Annotated in this window: 22 protein-coding genes; 8 read left to right on the top strand and 14 right to left on the bottom strand. The window is 68.7% G+C overall.

All coding sequences use genetic code 11. The features are described 5' to 3' along the window. Positions 1–46 precede the first annotated feature (46 nt). The 5 genes from LOK44_RS17505 to LOK44_RS17485 all read right to left on the bottom strand — a co-directional run bounded on the left by LOK44_RS17505 (position 47) and on the right by LOK44_RS17485 (position 4,103). Entirely contained in the window at positions 47–883 is an 837-nt protein-coding gene (locus LOK44_RS17505) for an enoyl-CoA hydratase (protein ID WP_237571365.1), read from the bottom strand. 41 nt (positions 884–924) lie between these two features. Beyond that, positions 925–1,290 carry a thioredoxin gene (trxA, locus tag LOK44_RS17500; RefSeq protein ID WP_163917740.1) on the bottom strand — a complete coding sequence of 122 codons (366 nt, stop codon included), beginning with the start codon at positions 1,288–1,290 and terminating at the stop codon, positions 925–927. A 66-nt stretch (positions 1,291–1,356) separates the two neighbouring features. After that, positions 1,357–2,457 (bottom strand): oxidoreductase, encoded by a 1,101-nt coding sequence (locus tag LOK44_RS17495; RefSeq protein ID WP_283817853.1) that lies wholly within the window; start codon positions 2,455–2,457, stop codon positions 1,357–1,359. 52 nt (positions 2,458–2,509) lie between these two features. Next, positions 2,510–3,148: a hypothetical protein gene (locus LOK44_RS17490; protein ID WP_237571363.1), complete on the bottom strand. Its 639-nt coding sequence runs from the start codon at positions 3,146–3,148 to the stop codon at positions 2,510–2,512. Between the two features lie 70 nt (positions 3,149–3,218). Next, positions 3,219–4,103: an ATP-grasp fold amidoligase family protein gene (locus LOK44_RS17485; RefSeq protein WP_237571362.1), complete on the bottom strand. Its 885-nt coding sequence runs from the start codon at positions 4,101–4,103 to the stop codon at positions 3,219–3,221. A gap of 326 nt (positions 4,104–4,429) precedes the next feature. On the opposite strand from LOK44_RS17485, the gene LOK44_RS17480 reads away from it, so the two are divergent. After that, a complete protein-coding gene (locus LOK44_RS17480; RefSeq protein WP_237571361.1) occupies positions 4,430–5,365 on the top strand; it encodes a methionyl-tRNA formyltransferase in 936 nt (311 codons plus the stop codon). Positions 5,366–5,418: 53 nt separating this feature from the next. Then, complete coding sequence (locus LOK44_RS17475) at positions 5,419–6,696, top strand: HNH endonuclease (protein WP_237571360.1); 1,278 nt, start codon at positions 5,419–5,421, stop codon at positions 6,694–6,696. Between the two features lie 19 nt (positions 6,697–6,715). Here LOK44_RS17475 and LOK44_RS17470 read toward each other — a convergent pair whose 3' ends face one another. From LOK44_RS17470 to LOK44_RS17440, 7 genes are read right to left on the bottom strand one after another with little or no spacing between them, the layout of a single operon-like run. Beyond that, entirely contained in the window at positions 6,716–7,063 is a 348-nt protein-coding gene (locus tag LOK44_RS17470) for a metal-sulfur cluster assembly factor (protein ID WP_237571359.1), read from the bottom strand. Next, positions 7,060–7,572 carry a Fe-S cluster assembly sulfur transfer protein SufU gene (sufU, locus tag LOK44_RS17465; RefSeq protein ID WP_237571358.1) on the bottom strand — a complete coding sequence of 171 codons (513 nt, stop codon included), beginning with the start codon at positions 7,570–7,572 and terminating at the stop codon, positions 7,060–7,062. The genes LOK44_RS17470 and sufU overlap by 4 nt, the downstream gene beginning before the upstream one ends. A gap of 5 nt (positions 7,573–7,577) precedes the next feature. Next, a complete protein-coding gene (locus LOK44_RS17460) occupies positions 7,578–8,849 on the bottom strand; it encodes a cysteine desulfurase (protein ID WP_237571357.1) in 1,272 nt (423 codons plus the stop codon). A gap of 1 nt (position 8,850) precedes the next feature. Beyond that, complete coding sequence (gene sufC, locus LOK44_RS17455; RefSeq protein WP_237571356.1) at positions 8,851–9,624, bottom strand: Fe-S cluster assembly ATPase SufC; 774 nt, start codon at positions 9,622–9,624, stop codon at positions 8,851–8,853. Position 9,625: 1 nt separating this feature from the next. Further along, complete coding sequence (sufD, locus tag LOK44_RS17450; protein ID WP_237571355.1) at positions 9,626–10,831, bottom strand: Fe-S cluster assembly protein SufD; 1,206 nt, start codon at positions 10,829–10,831, stop codon at positions 9,626–9,628. A 28-nt stretch (positions 10,832–10,859) separates the two neighbouring features. Further along, positions 10,860–12,293 carry a Fe-S cluster assembly protein SufB gene (gene sufB, locus LOK44_RS17445; RefSeq protein ID WP_237571354.1) on the bottom strand — a complete coding sequence of 478 codons (1,434 nt, stop codon included), beginning with the start codon at positions 12,291–12,293 and terminating at the stop codon, positions 10,860–10,862. Beyond that, positions 12,290–13,033: a helix-turn-helix transcriptional regulator gene (locus LOK44_RS17440; protein WP_237571533.1), complete on the bottom strand. Its 744-nt coding sequence runs from the start codon at positions 13,031–13,033 to the stop codon at positions 12,290–12,292. Before LOK44_RS17440 ends, sufB begins: the two co-directional genes overlap by 4 nt. 149 nt (positions 13,034–13,182) lie before the next feature. Here LOK44_RS17440 and mptB point away from each other — a divergent pair, with 149 nt between their 5' ends. From mptB to LOK44_RS17420, 4 genes are all read left to right on the top strand, one after another. Further along, complete coding sequence (gene mptB / locus LOK44_RS17435; RefSeq protein WP_237571353.1) at positions 13,183–14,898, top strand: polyprenol phosphomannose-dependent alpha 1,6 mannosyltransferase MptB; 1,716 nt, start codon at positions 13,183–13,185, stop codon at positions 14,896–14,898. 77 nt (positions 14,899–14,975) lie between these two features. Continuing rightward, positions 14,976–15,878 (top strand): ABC transporter ATP-binding protein, encoded by a 903-nt coding sequence (locus LOK44_RS17430; RefSeq protein ID WP_237571532.1) that lies wholly within the window; start codon positions 14,976–14,978, stop codon positions 15,876–15,878. A gap of 97 nt (positions 15,879–15,975) precedes the next feature. Next, positions 15,976–16,752 carry an ABC transporter permease gene (locus tag LOK44_RS17425; protein ID WP_237571352.1) on the top strand — a complete coding sequence of 259 codons (777 nt, stop codon included), beginning with the start codon at positions 15,976–15,978 and terminating at the stop codon, positions 16,750–16,752. Between the two features lie 53 nt (positions 16,753–16,805). Then, on the top strand, positions 16,806–17,795 hold the full coding sequence (locus LOK44_RS17420) for a COX15/CtaA family protein (RefSeq protein WP_237571351.1): 990 nt from the start codon (positions 16,806–16,808) through the stop codon (positions 17,793–17,795). Here LOK44_RS17420 and LOK44_RS17415 read toward each other — a convergent pair. Then, positions 17,712–18,650: an ATP-grasp domain-containing protein gene (locus LOK44_RS17415; protein WP_237571350.1), complete on the bottom strand. Its 939-nt coding sequence runs from the start codon at positions 18,648–18,650 to the stop codon at positions 17,712–17,714. The two genes, LOK44_RS17420 and LOK44_RS17415, sit on opposite strands and share 84 nt — an antisense overlap. Positions 18,651–18,669: 19 nt before the next feature. Here LOK44_RS17415 and LOK44_RS17410 point away from each other — a divergent pair, with 19 nt between their 5' ends. Both LOK44_RS17410 and arfB read left to right on the top strand, forming a co-directional pair. After that, a complete protein-coding gene (locus LOK44_RS17410) occupies positions 18,670–19,647 on the top strand; it encodes a quinone oxidoreductase family protein (RefSeq protein WP_237571349.1) in 978 nt (325 codons plus the stop codon). Positions 19,648–19,679: 32 nt separating this feature from the next. Then, positions 19,680–20,111, top strand: a complete 432-nt coding sequence (gene arfB / locus LOK44_RS17405) for an alternative ribosome rescue aminoacyl-tRNA hydrolase ArfB (protein WP_237571348.1) — start codon at positions 19,680–19,682, stop codon at positions 20,109–20,111. 7 nt (positions 20,112–20,118) lie between these two features. On the opposite strand, the gene LOK44_RS17400 is transcribed toward arfB, so the two are convergent. Further along, positions 20,119–21,039: a heme o synthase gene (locus tag LOK44_RS17400; protein WP_237571347.1), complete on the bottom strand. Its 921-nt coding sequence runs from the start codon at positions 21,037–21,039 to the stop codon at positions 20,119–20,121. Positions 21,040–21,182: the final 143 nt, after the last annotated feature.

Raw genomic sequence — 21,182 nt, 5'->3', positions numbered from 1 at the left:
TTCGTCGTCGTCGTTACTTCTCGTCACTAGCAGTCGACTCCTCGCGCTAGCGCTCGTCGGTGAAGACCGGGTCCCGTTTCTCGGCGCGCGCAGCAACCGCCTCCTCGAAGTTGGCGGTGAGCAGACGCACGTAGAGTTGACCAAGACCCTCGGCCTGCATGTGACCTTCCAGGCTACCGGCGTCCAGTCCACTCCAGAGCGTGCGCTTGGTCAACTCGATACCCGGCCGGGAGAACCCCGCGATGCGGTCGGCCATCTCGTAGCAGGTGTCCAGTAGCTCGCCGTCAGGGACGGTGCGGGACACCAGTCCGATGCGCTCGGCCTCGGCGGCGTCGATGTCCCGCCCGGTCAGCATGGCCTCGAACGCTCGCGAGGTGCCGATCGCACGTGGTAGCAGGTAGGACAGGCCGAGTTCGCTCGCGGTGAGGCCGTTGTTGATGCCCGCCGCGCGGAAGTAGGCGCCATCGGCGGCGACCCTGATGTCGCAGGCCAGTGCCAGACACAACCCGCCGCCGATGGCCGCGCCGTTCACCGCCGCGATGACGGGCTGGTGCAGCTTGCGTATGGCGAGGATCACGTCGTCGAGCACCTCCATCGACCGCAGCGCGAACGTCGGCCTGGTGAGGCCGGCGACGTGCGGGACCGATCCGGCGGACTTGTGGTCGGCTCCGGACGAGAACCCGCGCCCCGCCCCGGTCAGCACGACCGCGCGTACCGAGTTGTCGTGGGTCACCTCGTCGAGGACCGCCTTCAGCGGCACCATGACGTCGAACGCCATCGAGTTCATCCGCTCGGGGCGGTTGAGGGTGATCACGGCGACCTCTGGTCGCGGCCGGTCGACGAGGACGAGGGGCGCGTCGTTCTGCTCGCTCACGACGTGCACGCTATCGCGTGCGCGCCCCCGTTCCGCAGACCTTGGGGAGGTCAGGCCTGGTCGGCTTCGCCCTGCGAGGCGATGGCCGCTTCGATGTCGAAATCCTTGATCTGGGAGATCACGGCGTCCAGGTCCTTCGCGGGAAGCATCCCCGAGTGGCGGAACACCATGTGGCCCTTCTTGAACGCCATCAGGGTCGGGATCGCCTGGATCTCGGCCGCCTGGGCGAGTCCTGGTTCCGCCTCGGTGTCGACCTTGGCGTGCACCACGTCGGGGTGCTTGTCCGACGAGGCGGAGAACGTCGGCGCGAAGGCCTTGCAGGGACCGCACCATTCCGCCCAAAAATCGACCAGCACGATCTCGTTGTCGGTGATGGTCTCGTTGAACTTCTCGGCAGTGATGTCTTGCGTGCTCACGTGATTCCTAACGTCGTGGTCCATCCCGTTGTTCCAGTGCGCGAACGGGCTGTCGGCTGGGTGTTCTCAGGTCAGAGCAGCCAGTGCGGTGCGGGCGTCGTAGCCATCGAACCCTTGCAGGGTTCCCGTTCGCAGCCGGTTGACCCATGTGGGGTCGGCCAACAATGCCCGCCCGATCGCGACGACGTCGAACTCCCCGGTTGCGAACTGATCGATCAGGGTCTCCACCGACGCCGGCTTGATGATCTCGCCGTCCTTCTCACTGCGGAACTGGGTCTGCAGGCCCACCGATCCCACGGCGATGACCGGCGCTCCGGTCACCTTCTTCGTCCACCCCGCGAGGCTCAGCGCCGGATCGAGGTCGGGGAAGGCCGCCGCGTAGTGCCTGCGGGTCGACGGGTGCAGGACGTCCACGCCTGCGTCGAGCAGCGGGGCCAGGATCGCCTGCAGTTCGGTCGGGTCGTCGGCGATCGATGCGGCGTAGTCGGTCCCCTTCCACTGCGAGAAGCGGAACACGATAGGGAAGTCGGGCCCTACGGCGGCCCGCACGGCGGCGACCACCTCGGCGGGGAACTTCGTGCGCTCGACGGCGGAGCCGCCGTACGCGTCCGTCCGCAGGTTGGTCCTCTCCCACAGGAAGCTGTCGAGCAGGTAGCCGTGCGCACCGTGCAACTCGACGGCGTCGAAACCCGCCGCCTTGGCGTTCGCGGCGGCAGTGGCGTAGTCCGCGGCGACGTCGACGAGTTCGTCGGCGGTGAGCGCTCGCCCGCGCGGCTTGCCGGTGCCGCCGACGCCGGACGGGCTGACAGGGATGACTCCGTCGGCGTGGTGACGCTCGCCGCCCTGATGCCAGAGCTGCGCGGCGATCACCGCGCCGTGGGAGTGCACTGCGTTCGTGACGACGCGCCACCCGTTCACGGCGTCGTCGCCGACGAGCGTGGGCACCGAATCGGGATAGGCCGATTCGGCAGCGCCCAGCCGGACACCCTCCGTGACGATGAGGCCGACTCCCCCGGCCGCCCGACGTGCGTAGTAGTCGGCGACGTCACGTCCGGGGACGCCGCCCGGTGACGCCTGTCGCGTCATCGGCGCCATCGCGAAACGGTTCGGGATCGTCATCGATCGAACGGTCAATGGCGTGAACAACTCACCGGGGTCGGAGGTCATGTAAGCGTGCAACACCCTTCGACTCGAAGCGATTCCGTCGTGGTCGTCGCGATCACGAGGTGGCGCGGCCCTCGGCGAAGAACCTGGCGATCTCCTCGGCGAGGCGGTCGACGTCGTGGCCGGGATCGAGGGGGCGCAGCGCGCCGAAGGGAGCGTTCCAGAACGCGCCCGTGCGGGGCGTCCCGGGGCCGACGTACGCATACGGCAGCGGGTGGTGCTCGTCTCCCGCCGAGACGCCGTAGTTCACCTCGGCCTCGGTGACGGCGACGTCGAAGTGCTCGGGCCACAACACCGGATGTTCTTCCGGCAGCGCCTGCTTGAGCGCGAATCCGCCCGCGTAGAGGCAGCGATACAGCAGTTCCGCCGCACCGGGGTCGATGGCGAGTTCCGCATCGGCTGGCAGTGGATCGCGCAGGTCGTACAACCCTGCCGGCGGGCCGTAGTCGACGCCTGCGGCCGCCGCGAGCGCCCCGACCGGACCGGCTAGCGGCGCCGAGTCGTCCTGCCAGGTGAACTCGGTGGCGTGCACCGACAGCGGCAGCGCGGTGGCGGCGAAGCCGTCGGGGCGCACGGCGAGGCGGACCGTGCCGGCGGCCCGGTACTGCGGTCCCGCGACCAGGCTCTCGGCGACGCCGCGCAGGTGCCGGCGCGTCGACACGTAGACCTCGATGGCGTCCTTCGTCCCAGCCACGCTGCCTCCCACGGTGCATCCACGAGCACCCGAAGCCGGGCCCGCGGCCAACCTACCCCCGCGGGCTCGATCAGGGTCGCCCGCGCCGCACCTGCTCGAGTGTCGGCAGTTTCCAGTGCTTGCCCTGCTCGACGTCGAAGCTCATCGGCCGGTAACGGAGTAGTCCGCTACCCGGGTATGGCGTGTACTCGCCGAACCAGACGGTCCCGCCGACGGCGTAGAGGTCGATTCTAATGAAGTCCCAGCCCGAGCCCAAGGCGCTGGCGATCTCGAGCATCGTCTCCAGCTCCGGTGGGCGAGGTTCGTCGGCGACGGGCATGATCCGCCAGCACACGTCCAGCCGGTTCCAGTCGGTGTCGAGGAAAGTGGCCGTCTGGGACGTGAACCGGCCTCGATTCACCTGAATGAGTTCGACCCGGCCGTCGAAGACGAAGAACTTGTAATCGGTCGGCGCGGCGCCGTCGGGGGTCGGGATGCGTTCCTCGATCAGCAGGCCCGGCCTCGCTTCCTCGTAACCCCACTCGCCGAGCGCCACCGGGGTTTGCTCTCCCCAGTGCCGCGTCTGATCGACGAGCCCGTCGAGGTCGGTCCCCGGGTCGGGCCCGAAGAGCACCTGCCCGCTGCTGTGGTTGGGCTTCAACACCCACGGCGGCAGCGCGAATAGGTCTGGCGCAGTACGCAAGTCGGTTCCGAACCAGTAGGTCTGCGGGATCCGCAACTTCGGCCCCGGGTAGGCCGCTCGGGCCATCTCCTTCATCCGAGTCTTGTCGCACGCGGCGACGATGCGGTCCCGCCGGTCGTTGAAGATCCGCCAGTTGGCCTTCTCGTTGAAGGTGCGTGGCCGACGGAAGTTGCCGGGTTTGCGAATCATCCCCAGGTAGAGGACGTGGCGCAGGAGCCGCGTCGGCACCAGCCGAGCCGTCCACGCGTGCACCGCCCGCTCCACCCAACGCACGAATGCCTCGATCGACCGCTTCGGTCGCTGGGGCCTCGGTCGCCCATCGGCGACTTGGACCAGACCCTCCGTTTTCAGCAACTCAGTCATCGACAACGCATCATCAAGGTCATGTCCAGAGTCTTACCAAACTCTGACACCTTAGTGGGGGCCACGTAGGAGAATTTCCTGGTGGAGGGGTTTCGATGGAACCATCGGCCCGTCAGCGAAGTCGATTTGACCATCGCAAGTGAGCTTAGGCTAAGGTAACCCACGGCCGCGTCAGCAACGTCCCCGAAGATCGGGACCCCACCCGTCCGGCCCCGACTCCATGGAGGAACTCAGCGATGCGCGTCGTCTTCTTCGGTTTCCAGACGTGGGGCCGCCGCACCCTGCAGGCCCTGCTCGACTTGGATCAGGACGTCCCGCTGGTGGTCACGCACCCCGCGAGCACGCAGTCCTACAAGGCGATCTGGTCGGACTCGGTCGAGGAACTCGCCCGCGAGCACGACATTCCGGTGCATCTCACCGACCGGATCGATGCCGAGACCATCGATCTCGTCAAGCGATCCGAGCCCGACGTCAACGTCGTCAACAGCTGGTACACCAAGTGGCCCGCCGAGTTGTACGACCTTCCGCCGCACGGCACCTTGAACTTTCACGACTCGATGTTGCCGCGGGGCACCGGGTTCTCGCCCGTGCTGTGGGCGTTGATCAGCGGGGAGACCCACACGGGCCTGACCGTTCATCGCATGGACGAGGGCTTGGATACCGGCGACGTGCTCGTCCAGCGGTCGTTGCCGATCGGAAGCACCGATACGGGCACCGAGTTGGTCCTGCGGACCATGGACCTGATTCCCGAGGTACTTCGCGACGCGCTCGACGCGCTGGAATCGGGGACGCCGGTCTGGCGGCCGCAGAACAGGGACGAGCAGACGTACTTCCACAAGCGTTCGGAGCGGGACAGCTTACTCGAACCAAGTTGGCCCGCAGAGGATCTCGAGCGGTTCGTGCGTGCGCTGTCGGCTCCGTATCCGCGGGCGTTCACGTTCTACCGAGGCGAGCGCCTGGAGGTGCTGGAGGCGCACACGTCGAAGGCGCGGTTCGGCGGCACGGTCGGACGGGTGATCGTGCAGGAGGGCGGCGGCGCCGTGGTGTGCGGCCCGAACGCCCACCGGGGCGCCAACCGTGCCCTGGTCATCACGCGGGTGCAGGGCGCCGACGGCATCGAGCGCGCGGGCAGCGACGCGTTCGCCCGCGGCGGGTATCTGCAGCAGGCGTAGGGAGGCCGACTTCCGCGCGTGGTTTGTCAGACCGAGGTGGCATACTCGAACACGTGTTCGACACGCTCGACTTCGACCCCACCACGGTGGACGAGGCCGGCCTGATCGACCGCATCACCGAGCTGGAACGGCTCAAGTCCACCGCCGCCGCAGCCCAGGCCCGGATGACCGCCGCCCTGGACCTGATGCGCCGCACCGCAGAAGCCGACGCCGGCATCCCACTACGCAAGCGCGGCCAAGGCCTCGCCTCCGAGATCGGCCTCGCCCGACGCGAGTCACCCAACCAGGGCGGCCGCCACCTCGGGTTCGCCCGCGCCCTGGTCCACGAAATGCCCCACACCCTCGCCGCCCTCGAAACCGGCGCGCTCTCCGAATGGCGGGCGACGCTGCTGGTCAAGGAATCGGCCTGCCTCGAGGTCGAAGACCGCCGCACCCTCGATGCCGAGATGTGCGCCGACCCCACCGCGCTGATCGGCAAGGGCGACAAGCGGATCACAGCCGACGCCAGGGCCATCGCCTACCGCCTCGACCCGCACGCCGTGGTCGAACGCGCCCGCCAGGCGGAGACGGAACGCGGTGTGTGGGTCCGGCCCGCTCCCGACGCCATGGCCTGGGTGAGCATCCTGCTCCCCGTCGCCCAGGGCGTATCGGTCTACGCCGCCCTCAAGCAGGCCGCCGACACCACCAGCGACGGCCGCAGCCGCGGCCAGGTCATGGCCGACACCGCCGTCGAACGCATCACCGGCCGCCCCGCCGACACCCCCATCCCGGTCACCGTCGACCTGGTCATCACCGACGAAACCCTCCTCGGCGGGGACACCGAACCCGCCCGCATCCCCGGCCACGGACCCATCCCCGCAGCAGTCGCCCGCCACCTCATCTCCGACGCCGTCGGCGACGACCGATCCCGCGCCACCCTGCGCCGCCTCTACCGCCACCCCAAGACCGGCACACTGGTGACGATGGAATCCCGCGCCCGACGATTCCCGAAGGCGTTGACGGCGTTCATCGCGCTACGCGACGACACCTGCCGCACCCCCTACTGCAACGCACCGATCCGCCACACCGACCACGCCCAACCCAACGCGCGCGGCGGACCCACCTCCGCACTCAACGGCAACGGCATGTGCGAAGCGTGCAACTACGCCAAGGAAGCACCCGGCTGGCGCGTCCGCACGTCGAAGAGGTTTGGTTGTCATACAACCGAAGTCATCACACCCACCGGAACCACCTACACCGGCAAGGCCCCACCACTGCCCGGCCGCAACAGCGACCACGTCACCAGCATCGACGTCGCACGCTTCCGAGTCGTGTTCCGCCGCGCCGCCTGAGAAGGCGGCAGACGAATACCTAGACGGTGAAGCCGAGCGCGCGCAGCTGCTCGCGGCCGTCCTCGGTGATCTTGTCCGGTCCCCACGGCGGGTTCCACACCCAGTTGATCTTGATGTCGTTGACCAGGCCGGCACCGACGAGCGCGCTGCGCGACTGATCCTCGATGACGTCCGTCAGCGGGCAGGCAGCCGACGTCAGCGTCATGTCGATGAGCGCCACCTTGCCGGCGTCGCCCTCCTCGACGTCCAGGCCGTAGACGAGGCCCAGGTCCACGACGTTGATGCCGAGTTCGGGGTCGACGACGTCACGCATCGCCTCCTCGAGGTCGGCTTGGAACTCCTCATTGGGCACCGCGGTGTCGCTCATCCGGCGTCTCCTTTACTGGCTTGCGCCTCGATCTGGTCTTGTGGCATGGCCTCGGCCAGCGCTTCATCTGATGGCATGGCCTCCGCCAGCGCCGCCTTGAACGCCATCCAGCCCAGCAGCGCGCACTTCACGCGCGCCGGGTACTTGGCTACCCCTGCGAAGGCGATGCCATCGCCTATTACGTCCTCGTCACCGTCGATGGTTCCGCGCGACGACACCATCTCGGTGAACGACGCGACGGTCTTCATCGCATCCCCCACCGTCAGGCCGATCACCTGGTCGGTGAGCACCGACGTCGAGGCCTGGCTGATCGAACAGCCCTGACCGTCGTAGGACACGTCGGTGACCGTCTCGCCGTCACCCGACAGCGTCACGCGCAACGTCACCTCGTCGCCGCAAGTCGGATTGACGTGCGACACCTCCGCGGCGAACGGGTCACGCAGCCCGCGGTTGTGGGGGCGCTTGTAGTGATCGAGGATCACTTCCTGATACATCTGCTCCAGGCGCACGACGGTCAGTCCCCCGCCCCGAAGAAGTCGATCGCCCGCCGAACGCCCGCGACCAGTCTGTCGACCTCGTCGAGCGTGTTGTAGACGGCGAACGACGCGCGCGCAGTCGCCGCGATGCCGAACCGACGGTGCAGCGGCCACGCGCAATGGTGGCCGACCCGCACGGCCACGCCCTCGTCGTCGAGTACCTGCCCGACGTCGTGGGCGTGCACGCCGTCCACCACGAACGACACCGGCGAACCCCGATTCTCGAGCGTGCTCGGCCCGATGATGCGGACGCCGTCGATGCCCCCGAGGCCCTCGAGGGCCGCAGCCACCAACCGCGCCTCGTGCTGGTGCGCCGCGGCCATGCCGATGTCGTCCAAATACCGTGCGGCTGCGCCCAGTCCGACGACCTGCGACGTCATCGGGGTGCCTGCCTCGAAGCGCTGCGGCGCCGGGGCGTAGGTGGTCGCCTCCATCGTGACGGTCTCGATCATCGATCCACCGGTCAGGAACGGCGGCATCTGCTCCAGCACTTGCTGCCTGCCGTAGAGCAAGCCGATCCCGGTGGGACCGAGCATCTTGTGCCCGGAGAAGGCGGCGAAGTCGATGTCGAGGGCGTGGAAGTCGACGGGCTGGTGCGGCACCGACTGGCAGGCGTCCAGCACGGTCAGCGCTCCGACCGCCTTGGCGCGCGACACGAGTTCCGCGACCGGCGCCACGGCACCGGTGACGTTCGAATGGTGGCTGAAGGCCACGACCTTGACTCGCTCGTCGAGTTCGAGGGAGTCCAGATCGATGCGGCCGTCGTCGGTTACGCCATACCAACGCAGCGTCGCGCCGGTGCGCAACGCCAGTTCCTGCCAGGGAATCAGGTTGGCGTGGTGTTCGAGTTCGGTCGTGACGATCACGTCGCCCGGGCCGACTGCGCGCTCGAACCGACTGTCGCCCATCGTGTAGGCGACCAGGTTGATCGCCTCCGTCGCGTTCTTGGTGAACACGAGTTCGTCGGTGCCTGCCCCCACGAAGCGAGCGATGTCCGCCCGCCCTTGCTCGTAGGCGTCGGTCGACTCCTCCATCAACTGATGGGCCCCGCGGTGCACCGCACCGTTGGAGGTCAGCAGGAAGTCGCGCTCGGCGTCGAGGACGGCGAGCGGCTTCTGCGACGTGGCACCGGAGTCGAGGTACGCCAACCGGTTTCCGCCACGCATCACCCGGTCGAGGATCGGGAAGTCCGCGCGAATCCGGTCGACGTCCACGGCCACGTCGACGTCAGAAGTCCGCGTGGCCGTCACGTCAGGCTCCCGAAGCGGCAGACTGCGTGAAGCGCTCGTAGCCGTTCTCCTCGAGTTCGTCCGCCAACTCCGGCCCGCCGGACTCGATGATCCGACCGTCGAAGAAGACGTGCACGAACTGCGGCTGGATGTAGCGCAGGATCCGCGTGTAGTGCGTGATTAGCAGGACGCCGGCGTTCTCGGTCGCGGCGTAGCGGTTGACGCCCTCGCTGACGACGCGCAGCGCGTCGACGTCGAGGCCCGAGTCGGTCTCGTCGAGGATCGCGATCTTCGGCTTGAGCAGACCGAGCTGCAGGATCTCGTGGCGCTTCTTCTCGCCGCCGGAGAAGCCTTCGTTGACGCTGCGCTCGCTGAACGCCGGGTCGATGTCGAGATCGCTCATCGCGGTCTTGACCTCCTTGACCCAGTGCCGGAGCTTCGGCGCCTCGCCGCGAACCGCGGTGGCTGCCGTGCGCAGGAAGTTCGACATCGACACACCGGGCACCTCGACGGGGTACTGCATCGCCAGGAACAGGCCCGCACGGGCGCGCTCGTCAATGCTCATCTCGAGGACGTCCTCGCCGTCGAGCGTGATCGATCCCGATGTGACGGTGTACTTCGGGTGGCCGGCGATGGCGTAGGACAGCGTCGACTTGCCGGATCCGTTGGGCCCCATGACCGCATGGGTCTCCCCCGACCGCACGGTCAGGTTCACGCCCTTGAGGATCTCGATGTCGGCGCCGCCCTCGGCGGAGATGACGGAGGCGTGGAGGTCTTTCACTTCAAGAGTGGTCATGTCAGCTACTTCTCGATTCGGTGATGGCTAGTTCTCGTTCGATGGCTTCGGTCAGTCGCTCACGCACTGCGGGCACGGCGATCTTGGCGATGATCTCGCCGAAGAAACCGCGCACCACCAGGCGACGGGCCTGCTCCTCGGGGATGCCGCGGGCACGCAGGTAGAACAGCTGCTCGTCGTCGAACCGGCCGGTCGCACTGGCGTGTCCGGCGCCGGCGATCTCGCCGGTCTCGATCTCGAGGTTGGGCACCGAGTCGGCGCGGGCACCGTCGGTGAGCACCAGGTTGCGGTTCGCCTCGTAGGTGTCGGTGCCGGTGGCCTCGGCACGGATCAGCACGTCGCCGATCCACACCGTGTGGGCGTCTGGCTTCTTGGAGTCCGGATCGCCTTGCAGCGCACCCTTGTACAGCACGTCGGACTTGCAGTTCGGCTGCGCGTGGTCGATCAGCAGCCGTGACTCGAAGTGCTGCCCGTCGTCGGCGAAGTAGGTGCCGAGCATCTGCGCGTCGCCGCCGGGCGCGGTGAACCGCACGCTCGCCGCGGTACGCACGACGTCGCCACCGAGGGTGACGTTGACGTGGCCCAGCACGGAGTCCTTGCCGAGCTTCGCGTGATGGGCGCTGACGTGCACCATGTCGTCGGCCCAGTCGGCGATCCAGATGACGCCGAGGCCGGCGGCGTCGCCGACGATGATCTCGACGTTGTCGGCGTAGGTGCCGCTGCCCCGCAGGTCCACCACGACGATCGCGCGGGACAGTTCCTCGATGCGAATCTGCAGGTGGCCGTAGGCCACTGCGCCCTCGCCGGGTCCGTCGACGGTGATCTCGATGGGCTCGGACACCTCGGTGTCACGCGCGACCGTGACGATGGTGGCCTGCTCGAACGACGAGAATGCCTGCGCAGCAACCCGATCCGACGGCACGCCGCCCTGGCCTAGGCGTGCGTCGCCGCGCTGGACCGTCTCGACGGTGACGCCGGGGCGGTCGGTGACCGCGATCGTCGCCGAGCCGGTGGCGGGAGCCGATCCGTCGTGCAGGCCGCGCAGTCGCTTCAGCGGGGTGAACCGCCACAGTTCGTCGCGACCGCCCGGTACCTCGAAGGCGTTGACGTCGAAGGACGAGAACAGCTCGCCCTTGTTGAGGGCCGCCAGCGTCGACCCGCCGTTCTTGGCGGCCTCGGCCGCTTCGGTGAGATTGTTCTGGGTCATGCTCGTCTTCCCGTCGCTTCGCTCGCCCTCAACCGACTGCGCCTTCCATCTGCAGTTCGATGAGCCGGTTCAGTTCGAGCGCGTACTCCATCGGCAATTCCTTCGCGATGGGCTCGACGAAGCCGCGAACGACCATCGCCATGGCCTCGTCCTCGGTCATGCCGCGGCTCATCAGGTAGAACAGCTGATCCGCACTGACCTTGGAGACGGTCGCTTCGTGACCCATCGTGACGTCGTCCTCGCGGATGTCGACGTACGGGTAGGTGTCGCTGCGGCTGATCGAATCGACCAGCAGCGCATCGCACTTCACGCTCGACCGCGATCCGTGCGCACCCTTGTTGATCTGGACCAGGCCACGGTAGGACGCCCGGCCGCCGCCACGCGCCACCGACTTCGAGACGATGTTGCTCGAGGTGTTGGGCGCGAGGTGGAGCATCTTGGCGCCGGTGTCCTGGTGCTGGCCCTCGCCCGCGAACGCCACCGACAGGACCTCGCCCTTGGCGTGCTCGCCGGTCATCCAGACCGCCGGGTACTTCATGGTCACCTTGGAGCCGATGTTGCCGTCGACCCACTCCATCGTGGCGCCGGCCTCGGCCCGCGCCCGCTTGGTGACCAGGTTGTAGACGTTGTTCGACCAGTTCTGGATGGTGGTGTAGCGGCAGCGTCCACCGGGCTTGACGATGATCTCGACGACCGCGGAGTGCAGCGAGTCCGACTTGTAGATCGGCGCGGTGCAGCCCTCGACGTAGTGCACGTAGGCGTCCTCGTCGACGATGATCAGCGTGCGCTCGAACTGGCCCATGTTCTCGGTGTTGATGCGGAAGTAGGCCTGCAGCGGGATGTCCACGTGGACGCCCTTGGGCACGTAGATGAACGAGCCGCCCGACCACACCGCGGTGTTCAGCGCGGAGAACTTGTTGTCACCGGCTGGGATCACCGTGCCGAAGTACTCCTCGAACAGCTCCGGATGCTGCTTGAGCGCCGAGTCGGTGTCGAGGAAGATGACGCCCTGTGCCTCGAGGTCCTCGCGGATCGAGTGGTAGACCACCTCGGACTCGTACTGCGCCGCGACACCGGACACCAGGCGCTGCTTCTCCGCCTCGGGGATGCCGAGCCGGTCATAGGTGTTCTTGATGTCGGCGGGCAGGTCGTCCCACGTCGCGGCCTGCTTCTCGCTGGACCGCACGAAGTACTTGATGTTGTCGAAGAAGATGCCCTCGAGGTCGGAACCCCAGTTCGGCATCGGCTTCTTGTCGAACGTGCGCAGAGCCTTCAGGCGCATGTCGAGCATCCACTGCGGTTCGCTCTTCTTGGCCGAGATGTCGCGCACGACTGCCTCGCTGAGGCCACGCTGGGCGCTGGCGCCCGCGACGTCGGAGTCCGCCCAGCCGTAGCCGTAGGTGCCCAGCGACGCGATGGTCTCTTCCTGGGTCAGCTGTGGTGCCTCGGGGGTGGTCGTCATGTCGACGCTCCTTGCTCATTCGTGGTGGTGGACTCGGCGAGGGCTGGATGCCGAGGGAACTGCGTGTCTGGGGCTTTCCCGCCGGCGGCTTGCTTGCCTGGGTCGACGGGAACGTGCGTGGTGCAGGCGAAGTCGCCGTTGACGATCGTCGACAGCCGTTGGACGTGGGTGCCCAGGATCTCGGCGAACGCCTCGCGCTCGGCGTCGCAGAGTTCGGGGAACTCCTCGGCGACGTGCGACACCGGGCAGTGATGCTGGCAGATCTGCACACCGCTGAGCGGCCCGGTGACCGGAGCGGTCGTGGTGGCGTAACCCGCCTCGGTCAATGCGCCCGCGACGCGGTCCACCCTGGTGGCAACGTCGGCGGGGCCGTCGGATACTCCTGAGAGGATGGTGTCGATGCGACGCCTGGCGAACGTGCGGATTGCGTCGTCGCCGCCGATTTCACGCAACTGCCGCATCGCAGCGACGGCGAGGTCGTCGTAGGCGTGCTCGAGCTTGGCCCGGCCACCGGCGGTGAGGCGGTAGCGACGAGCGGGACGGCCACGGCCGCTGTGCTGCCAACTCGCGGCAGCCACTGACTCGGCGTCACCGGCCTCGATGAGGGCGTCGAGGTGACGACGCACCCCTGCCGCCGAGATCCCGAGCCTGTCGCCGATCGCGCTCGCGGTGATGGAGCCCGACTCCAGCAGCAGCCGGATGATCGCCTTCCTGGTGTGCCCGTCCTGGGTCGCAGGCATGGCGTCATGCCCGCGCGCGACCTCGGAACCGAATTTCACAACACCAGTGTGACGCAATTCCAGGGGTCGGTCTAGCAAGGTGACCCTTAGCTAGCGGGGAGAACAATCACACCTCCGGACGGGAATACGACGCCGGTTACGCTGCTGTGATGGCAGCCCGCCTACAGTCTCTCAGCTCGGCCGTTGCCCGTTGGCACGCCGACGAGGTCGCGATCGGGTCGCCGCTGAAGGCCGACGAGGTCGCGCTGATGCGCCGCACCCGCGTGTTCGGCGCGACGGGCACGGTGCTGATGGCGATCGGCGCGCTCGGCGCCGGTGCGCGGCCGGTCGTCCAGGACCCCACGTTCGGCGTCCGACTGCTGAACCTGCCGTCGCGCATCCAGACCGTGTCCCTGACGATGACCACCACCGGCGCCGTCATCATGGCGCTGGCCTGGCTGATGCTCGGCCGCTTCGCGCTCGGCCCCCGGCGCATGTCGCGCAGCCAGATCGACCGCACCCTGCTGCTGTGGGCGCTGCCGCTGCTCATCGCTCCCCCGATGTACAGCAAGGACGTCTACTCCTACCTCGCGCAGAGCCGGATTGCCCGCAACGGGCTGGATCCCTACGTCGTGGGCCCCGCGCCGGGCCTGGGTCTCGACCACGTCTTCACCCTGTCCGTGCCGAGCCTGTGGCGGGACACACCCGCGCCCTACGGACCGCTGTTCCTCTGGATCGGGCGGGGCATCTCCGAACTCACCGGCGACGACATCGTGTTCGCTGTGCTGCTGCACCGCCTGGTCGTGCTGCTCGGCGTCGGCCTGATCGTCTGGGCCACGCCCCGCCTGGCGCGTCGCTGCGGCGTCGCGGAGGTCAGCGCGCTGTGGCTGGGACCGTGCAACCCGCTGCTGTTCATGCACCTGGTCGCGGGCATCCACAACGAGGCGCTGATGCTCGGCCTGATGCTCGCGGGCACCGAGTTCGCGCTGCGCGGCGTGCAGGCCGCGGGCCGGTTGCTGCCCCGCCCGTTGCGGTGGCCGCACGGCAGGGACGAGTGGGTGCAGTGGATGCCCATGGCGATGCTGTTGCTCGGCACGGTGCTGATCGCACTGTCGTCTCAAGTGAAGCTGCCGTCGCTGCTCGCGGTCGGATTCGTGGCGATGGCCCTGGCGTGTCGGTGGGGCGGGACCGTCAAGGCGTTCTTCCTCGCGGGCGGATCGCTGGCCGCCGTGTCGGTGGCCGTGATGGCGCTGGTCGGCTGGGCGAGCGGACTGGGCTTCGGGTGGCTGTTCACCCTCGGCACGGCCAACGTAGTGCGGTCATGGATGTCGCCTCCGACGCTGGTGGCGCTCGGCACCGGTCAGGTCGGCATCCTGCTGGGACTCGGCGACCACACGACGGCCATCCTTGGCCTGACCCGTGCCATCGGTGTGATCATCATCGCGATTCTGGTCACCTGGCTGCTGCTCGCAGTCCTGCGCGGGCGCCTCAACCCGGTCGGCGGCCTCGGCGTCGCACTGGGCGCGACGGTGCTGCTGTTCCCCGTCGTCCAGCCCTGGTACCTGCTGTGGGCGATCATCCCCCTGGCCACCTGGGCGTCGCGGCCTGGGTTCCGCGGGACGACGATCGTGTTGTCGCTGGTCGTGGGCATCTTCGGGCCGACCGCCAACGGCGACCGCTTCGCGCTGTTCCAGATCGTCGACGCCACGGGTGCCAGCGCGATCATCGTGGCCCTGCTCATCGCGTTCACCTACCGCAGGCTGCCGTGGCGCCCGCCGGTCGAGCCCGAGGGCGCCGACGTAGGCCCGCCCGAGCTGCCCAGCGCCGGGTCGAAGCCACCGCCGCCGCCGACCGCGCGGCCCGACGCCTACGCTGAATCTCCGTGACCTCCCGTTCCGACGTTCCCGGCTCCGCGCGCGAGGGTTCCCCGGACGTCGACGACTCGGGGGACGCCGTCGTCCGGCTGCGCGGCATCACCAAGCGGTACGGCACGACCGTTGCGGTCGACGGCCTCGACCTCGACGTGCGGCGGGCCGAGGTGTTCGCCCTGCTCGGCCCCAACGGCGCGGGCAAGACCACGACGATCGAGATGTGCGAGGGATTCCTCAAGCCGGAGTCGGGCAGCATCCGAATCCTGGGACTGGATCCGGTCGCGGACAACGCGCGGTTGCGCGAGCGGATGGGAGTCATGCTGCAGGGCGGCGGCGGCTACCCGGCGGCGCGGGCAGGCGAGATGCTCGGCCTGGTCGCGGCGTACTCCGCGCGGCCGCTGGACCCGGCCTGGCTGATGGACGTCCTCGGCCTCACCGACTCGGCCCGCACCACCTACCGGCGACTCTCGGGCGGTCAGCAGCAGCGGCTGGCTCTCGCCTGCGCCATCGTCGGCAGGCCCGAACTCGTGTTCCTCGACGAGCCGACCGCGGGCATGGACGCCCACGCGCGCATCGTCGTCTGGGACCTGATCGACGGGCTCCGCCGCGACGGCGTGACCGTGGTCCTGACCACCCACCAGCTGACCGAGGCCGAGCAACTCGCCGACCGGCTGATGATCATCGATCGCGGCGCGGCGGTGGCGACGGGCACGCCGAGTGAGTTGATGCAGCGTGGCGCCGAGAACCAGCTCCGGTTCTCCGCTCCCCCGAAACTCGATCTGTCACTGCTGATCTCCGCCCTGCCCGAGACGTACCGCGCGACGGAGGTGGCCCCCGGCGAGTACCTGGTGGAGGGCCACGTGGATCCGCAGGTGCTGTCGACGGTGACCTCCTGGTGCGCCCGGCTCGACGTGCTGGCGACGGGCATGCGGGTCGAGCAGCGCAGCCTCGAGGACGTGTTCCTCGACCTGACCGGACGGGAGCTTCGGTCATGACGAGCGCTACGGCAACACCGCCGAGACTGCTGGGAGATCACCGATCCGGCCCGAATCGCGATCTCACAGCAGAGTCGACGACGATCGGCGGGTTGCGATGACCACGAACAGGTTCGAACCGGGCACGTTCACCCCGGACCCCCGGCCCGCGACGGTGCCGAAGATGCTCGCCGCCCAGTTCGGCCTGGAACTGAAGCTGCTGCTGCGCAACGGTGAGCAGCTACTGCTGACGATGTTCATCCCGATCACCCTGCTGGTCGGGATGACGCTGCTGCCGCTGGGCGACTTCGGTCCCAACCGCGCCGCGACATTCGTTCCGGCGATCATGGCGTTGGCCGTCATCTCCACGGCGTTCACCGGCCAGGCGATCGCGGTGGCGTTCGACCGGCGCTACGGCGCGCTGAAGCGTCTCGGTGCGACGGCCCTACCGGTGTGGGGGATCATCGCGGGCAAGTCACTGGCCGTCGTCACCGTCGTGTTCCTGCAGTCGGTTCTGTTGGGCGCGATCGGCATTGGGCTCGGCTGGCGCCCGGAACCCGCGGGCTTGGCGCTCGGGGCACTGGTCATCGCGCTCGGCACGGCCGCGTTCGCGTCACTCGGACTGCTGCTGGGCGGGACGCTGCGGGCCGAGATCGTGCTCGCGGTGGCGAACCTGCTGTGGTTCATCTTCGCGGGCTTCGGCGCGCTGACGCTCGAGGGCGGAATCGTCTCGAACGCCCTGCACTGGGTCGCGCGGTTGACGCCTTCGGGCGCGCTCACCGAGGCGTTGACCCAGGCGATGACGCTGTCGGTGGACTGGTTCGGCGTGGCCGTGCTGGCCGCGTGGGGTGTGGTCGCCGCATTGTGCGCACTGCGGTGGTTCCGCTTCACCTAAGCCGCACGGCCCCCTACTACGGCTTGTAGTTCGGTTTGTCCTACCATCGAACCGTGGCCATCCGACGCTTGTTCATGAAGGGCGTCGACCTGCTGCCCCTACCCAGCCTGCGCGTCCAGCGCATCATCGCGGCGGTCGTCGTGCTCACCCAGGGCGGCATCGCCGTGACCGGCTCGATCGTCCGCGTCACCGCCTCGGGCCTTGGCTGCCCGACGTGGCCCCAGTGCTTCCCCGGCAGCTTCACTCCGGTCCCGCACGCCGAGGTCCCCGGCATCCACCAGGCCGTCGAGTTCGGCAACCGCCTGATCACGTTCCTCGTGGTGCTGACCGCCGCGCTGGCCGTCCTCGCCGTCCTCCGCGCGCGACGTCGCCGCGAAGTGCTCGTCTACGCCTGGCTGATGCCGGCCTCGACCGTCGCGCAAGCGGTCATCGGCGGCATCACCGTCCTCACCGGGCTGCTGTGGTGGACGGTTGCGATCCACCTGCTGGTGTCGATGGCGATGGTGTGGCTGGCCGTGCTGCTGTACGTCAAGATCGGCGAGCCCGACGACGGAGTCCCGCAGCGGATGGTCCCGAAGCCGTTGCGCCAGTTGACCTTTCTGAGCGCGATGGCGCTGTCGGTGGTCCTCGTCACCGGAACCATGGTCACCGGTGCAGGCCCGCACGCCGGCGACAAGAGCATCGACGCTCCCATCCCGCGGTTGGGTCTGGACATCGTCACGCTGGTCTACCGGCACTCCGCGCTGGTGACCGCCTACCTCTGCCTGCTCATCGGCCTCGCGTTCGCGCTGCTGGCCGTGCGCGCACCGCGTCCCGTCACCATGCGGCTCGTCGTACTGGTGATCCTCGTGGCGCTGCAAGGCATGGTCGGAACGGTGCAGTTCTTCACCGGCGTGCCCGCAGCCCTGGTGGCCGTGCACGTCGCGGGTGCCGCGATCTGTACGGGTGCGACGGCCGCGCTATGGGCGTCGATGCGACAGCGGACCCAGGCCGAACCCGTCGAGAGCCGATTCGACGGCGAGCGCGAACTCTCGCTGCCGTAATCGACGGTCCTCGTCGTTCAACTGCCGCCACCCCAGCGACGGCTCGACGAGTTCCAGCTCGAGCAGGCGCGGATCGTCGCGCTCGCCGATGACGTCGACGCGGGCGTAGAGGAAGTCCGACGGCGCCCTGCCGAGACGGTCCGCTGCGGCTGCGAGCGCTGCGTGCCCCACGGCCCACAGTTCGAAGTCGGGTTCGGCCGGACGCAGTGACTCCTCGGCGTAGGTGCCGGATTCGTCCATGGCGGGGGCACCGCCCGGCGGTGGCAGCAGCGGGCCCTTGGTGAACGCGTGCGACTGCTGGCCGGCGAGGAACACCAGCGCCGTCTCGCCCGCCTCGATCCGGGGGTCGTACGGCTGCACGAGAGCGGTGCGGCCGGACGCCTGCAGGGCGGCGGCATGCCGGGCAGCGGCGTCGGGATCGGTGAACCGTCGGGCGCCGACCGAGCCCGCACCCACTGCTGGTTTGACGACGACCTCGCCGTCGGGCACCCGCACCGCGTCACCCCGTGCGAAGAACAGGCTGGGCACCGTGGGGACCCCGGCCGTCGCGAGATCGTCGAGATAGCGCTTGTCGCTGTTCCACGCCACCACGTCGGGACCGTTGAGCAGGTTGGGCACCCGCCGTGTCCACGCCAGGAACTCGTCGAGACGCTCGGTGTAGTCCCACGTCGCCCGCAGGATCACCAGGTCGGCCCGCTCCGTTTCCGGGTCGTCCCAGGCGAGCCAGCGCGCGTGCAGACCGCGCGTCCGCAGCGCACCAGCCAGCCCCGCGTCGTCACCGTCACCCTCGACGAGGGCCTTGCAACCTGCGAAGACGATGCGAGGATGCCGAACGTCGGGCCGTGCGAGTTTCACTGTTGGAATGATAGGTGGCATGCACGCCATCGAAGTCGCCGAAACGGGCGGACCCGAAGTCCTCAACTACGTCGAGAAGTCTCAGCCCGCACCCGGGCCGGGCCAGGTTCTGATCAAGGCCGACGCCATCGGCGTCAACTTCATCGACACCTACTTCCGCTCGGGTCAGTATCCGCGCGAACTCCCCTTCGTCGTGGGTACCGAGGTGTGCGGCACGGTCGCCGAGGTCGGCGAGGACGTCGCCGCGCTGGCCGTGGGCGACCGCGTCGTCACCGCCCAGGCCGTGGGCGCCTACGCCGAGTACTGCCTGGCGCCTGCCGACTTCGTCGCCTACGTGCCCGACGCGGTGTCGGCCGAGGTTGCCGCCTCCGCACTGCTCAAGGGCATGACGGCGCACTACCTGATCAAGTCGGTCTACCCGGTGCAGCAGGGCGACGCCGTGCTGGTGCACGCCGGCGCCGGCGGCGTGGGGCTCATCCTGACCCAGTGGGCTACCAGCATGGCGGTGAAGGTCATCACCACCGTCTCGACGCCCGCCAAGGCCGAACTCTCCCGGCGCGCGGGCGCGGTGGAGGTGCTGGACTACCCCGGCGACGACCCGGCGGAGTTCGGCGCGAAGGTGCGCGACCTGACCGGCGGTGTCGGAGTCGCCGCGGTGTACGACGGCGTGGGCGCCTCGACGTTCGAGGCGAGCCTCGCCAGCCTGGCGATCCGGGGCACGCTCGCACTGTTCGGTGCGGCGAGCGGCCCGGTGCCCCCGTTCGATCCGCAGCGGCTCAACGCCGCCGGATCGCTGTTCCTGACCCGGCCGACCCTTGCGCACTACACCTACACCGCCGACGAATTCTCCTGGCGTGCGGGCGAACTGCTGGACGCGATCGCGACGGGCACGCTCGACGTGACGGTCAGCGAGCGGTACCCGCTTGCTGAGGCGTCCCGGGCGCACGCCGACCTGCAGGGCCGCAAGACCGTCGGCTCGGTGGTCCTGGTGCCCTGACGTCAGGACCCCCTCGTGCCACGCTGGTCGGCGTGGCCAGGGACCTGAACGTGACGCGGACGCTCGTCGTGTCCGGGTCCGAGCTCCGCGAACGGTTCTCCCGATCGTCGGGACCTGGCGGCCAGGGCGTCAACACGGCCGACAGTCGCGTCGAGCTGTCGTTCGACGTGGCGCACTCGCCGTCGATCCCGGAGACGCTGCGCTACCGGATGCTGTGCAGGCTGCGCGGGCGGCTCGTCGACGGCGTGCTGACGGTCACCGCCAGCGAGCACCGCGCGCAACTGCAGAACCGCGAGGCCGCTCGCGAACGGATGGCGAAACTCCTGAAAGACGCCGCGGCGGCACCGCCGCCGACGCGCCGCCCCACCAGGCCCACCAGGGGTGCCAAGGAGCGCCGGATCGCGGAGAAGAAGCGACGAGGCCAGACGAAGCAGGGTCGCCGCGCGGGTTGGGACGCGAGCTAGCCGACGGTCAGAAGTGCAGCAGCGTCGGCAGCGCCAGGGCCGAGTCGACGGCCAACGCGCAGAACACCACCGCCAGGTAGTTGTTCGACTGCAGGAACAGGCGCAGTGGCTTGACCGCCTCGCCGCGCTTGACGCCGCTGTAGAGCTGGTGGGCCATCACGAGGAACCAGGCCCCGGCGAGCAGTGCCACGATCGCGTACAGCCATCCGGTGGCCAGCACCAGCGCTAGCGTCGCGAACACCGTCAGCCACGTGTAGATGAGGATCTGCCGAGTGACCTCGCGCTCCGTGGCGACCGCGGGCAGCATCGGCACGCCTGCGGCGCGGTAGTCGTCCTTGTAGCGCATCGCCAGCGCCCAGGTGTGCGGTGGCGTCCAGAAGAAGATGATCGCGAACATCACCAGCGCGGGCCACTCGATCGTGCCGGTCACCGCGGACCAGCCGATCATCACCGGCATGCAGCCGGCGGCCCCGCCCCACACGACGTTCTGCGAGGTGCGGCGCTTGAGCAGCAGGGTGTAGACGAAGACGTAGAACGCGATCGTCACGACGGCCAGCACGCCGGAGAGCAGGTTGGTGGTCGTCCACAGCCAGAAGAACGAGCCCACGGACAGGACCAGACCGAAGATCAGCGCATTGCGGGTCGGGACGGTGGCCCTGGCCAGCGGACGGAGCGCAGTGCGCTTCATCACCTTGTCGATGTCGGCGTCGGCCACGCAATTGAGCGTGTTCGCGCCCGCCGCGGCCAGCATGCCGCCAACGAGGGTGTTGAGAATCAGCAGCGGGTCGACGGTGCCGCGATGCGCCAACAACATGGCGGGGATCGCAGTGACAAGCAACAGTTCGATGACCCGGGGCTTGGTCAGCCCGACATAGGCCATGAACGTGGTGCGAATCCGGCTCGGCGCCCCGCGCTCGCGAATGCTCACGCAGTTGACTCCTCGGTTTCTTCGCGGCAGCGCGCAGCTTCTACTACAGACGATGGTAGACCGCTTCGCGGCCACGGCCGAACCGCAGGGTCGGTTCACCACCCCGACTAGGCCCGGTGACCAACAGTTCTCCCCCGCCGTCT

Source organism: Mycolicibacterium lacusdiani (genome assembly GCF_021916785.1).
In the GTDB taxonomy this organism is placed as follows: domain Bacteria; phylum Actinomycetota; class Actinomycetes; order Mycobacteriales; family Mycobacteriaceae; genus Mycobacterium; species Mycobacterium lacusdiani.
The sequence above is the reverse complement of the archived record's forward strand: the minus strand, read 5'-3'. Positions and strand labels throughout refer to the sequence as shown.

What these genes read in the sequence shown, in the direction of transcription:
- sufC (WP_237571356.1), bottom strand. Translation starts at nt 9,624, where the DNA reads ATGACCACTCTTGAAGTGAAAGACCTCCACGCCTCCGTCATCTCCGCC.
- sufB (WP_237571354.1), bottom strand. Translation starts at nt 12,293, where the DNA reads ATGACGACCACCCCCGAGGCACCACAGCTGACCCAGGAAGAGACCATC.
- LOK44_RS17480 (WP_237571361.1), top strand. Translation starts at nt 4,430, where the DNA reads ATGCGCGTCGTCTTCTTCGGTTTCCAGACGTGGGGCCGCCGCACCCTG.
- sufD (WP_237571355.1), bottom strand. Translation starts at nt 10,831, where the DNA reads ATGACCCAGAACAATCTCACCGAAGCGGCCGAGGCCGCCAAGAACGGC.
- LOK44_RS17470 (WP_237571359.1), bottom strand. Translation starts at nt 7,063, where the DNA reads ATGAGCGACACCGCGGTGCCCAATGAGGAGTTCCAAGCCGACCTCGAG.
- LOK44_RS17410 (WP_237571349.1), top strand. Translation starts at nt 18,670, where the DNA reads ATGCACGCCATCGAAGTCGCCGAAACGGGCGGACCCGAAGTCCTCAAC.
- LOK44_RS17440 (WP_237571533.1), bottom strand. Translation starts at nt 13,033, where the DNA reads ATGCCTGCGACCCAGGACGGGCACACCAGGAAGGCGATCATCCGGCTG.
- mptB (WP_237571353.1), top strand. Translation starts at nt 13,183, where the DNA reads ATGGCAGCCCGCCTACAGTCTCTCAGCTCGGCCGTTGCCCGTTGGCAC.
- LOK44_RS17425 (WP_237571352.1), top strand. Translation starts at nt 15,976, where the DNA reads ATGACCACGAACAGGTTCGAACCGGGCACGTTCACCCCGGACCCCCGG.
- LOK44_RS17495 (WP_283817853.1), bottom strand. Translation starts at nt 2,457, where the DNA reads ATGACCTCCGACCCCGGTGAGTTGTTCACGCCATTGACCGTTCGATCG.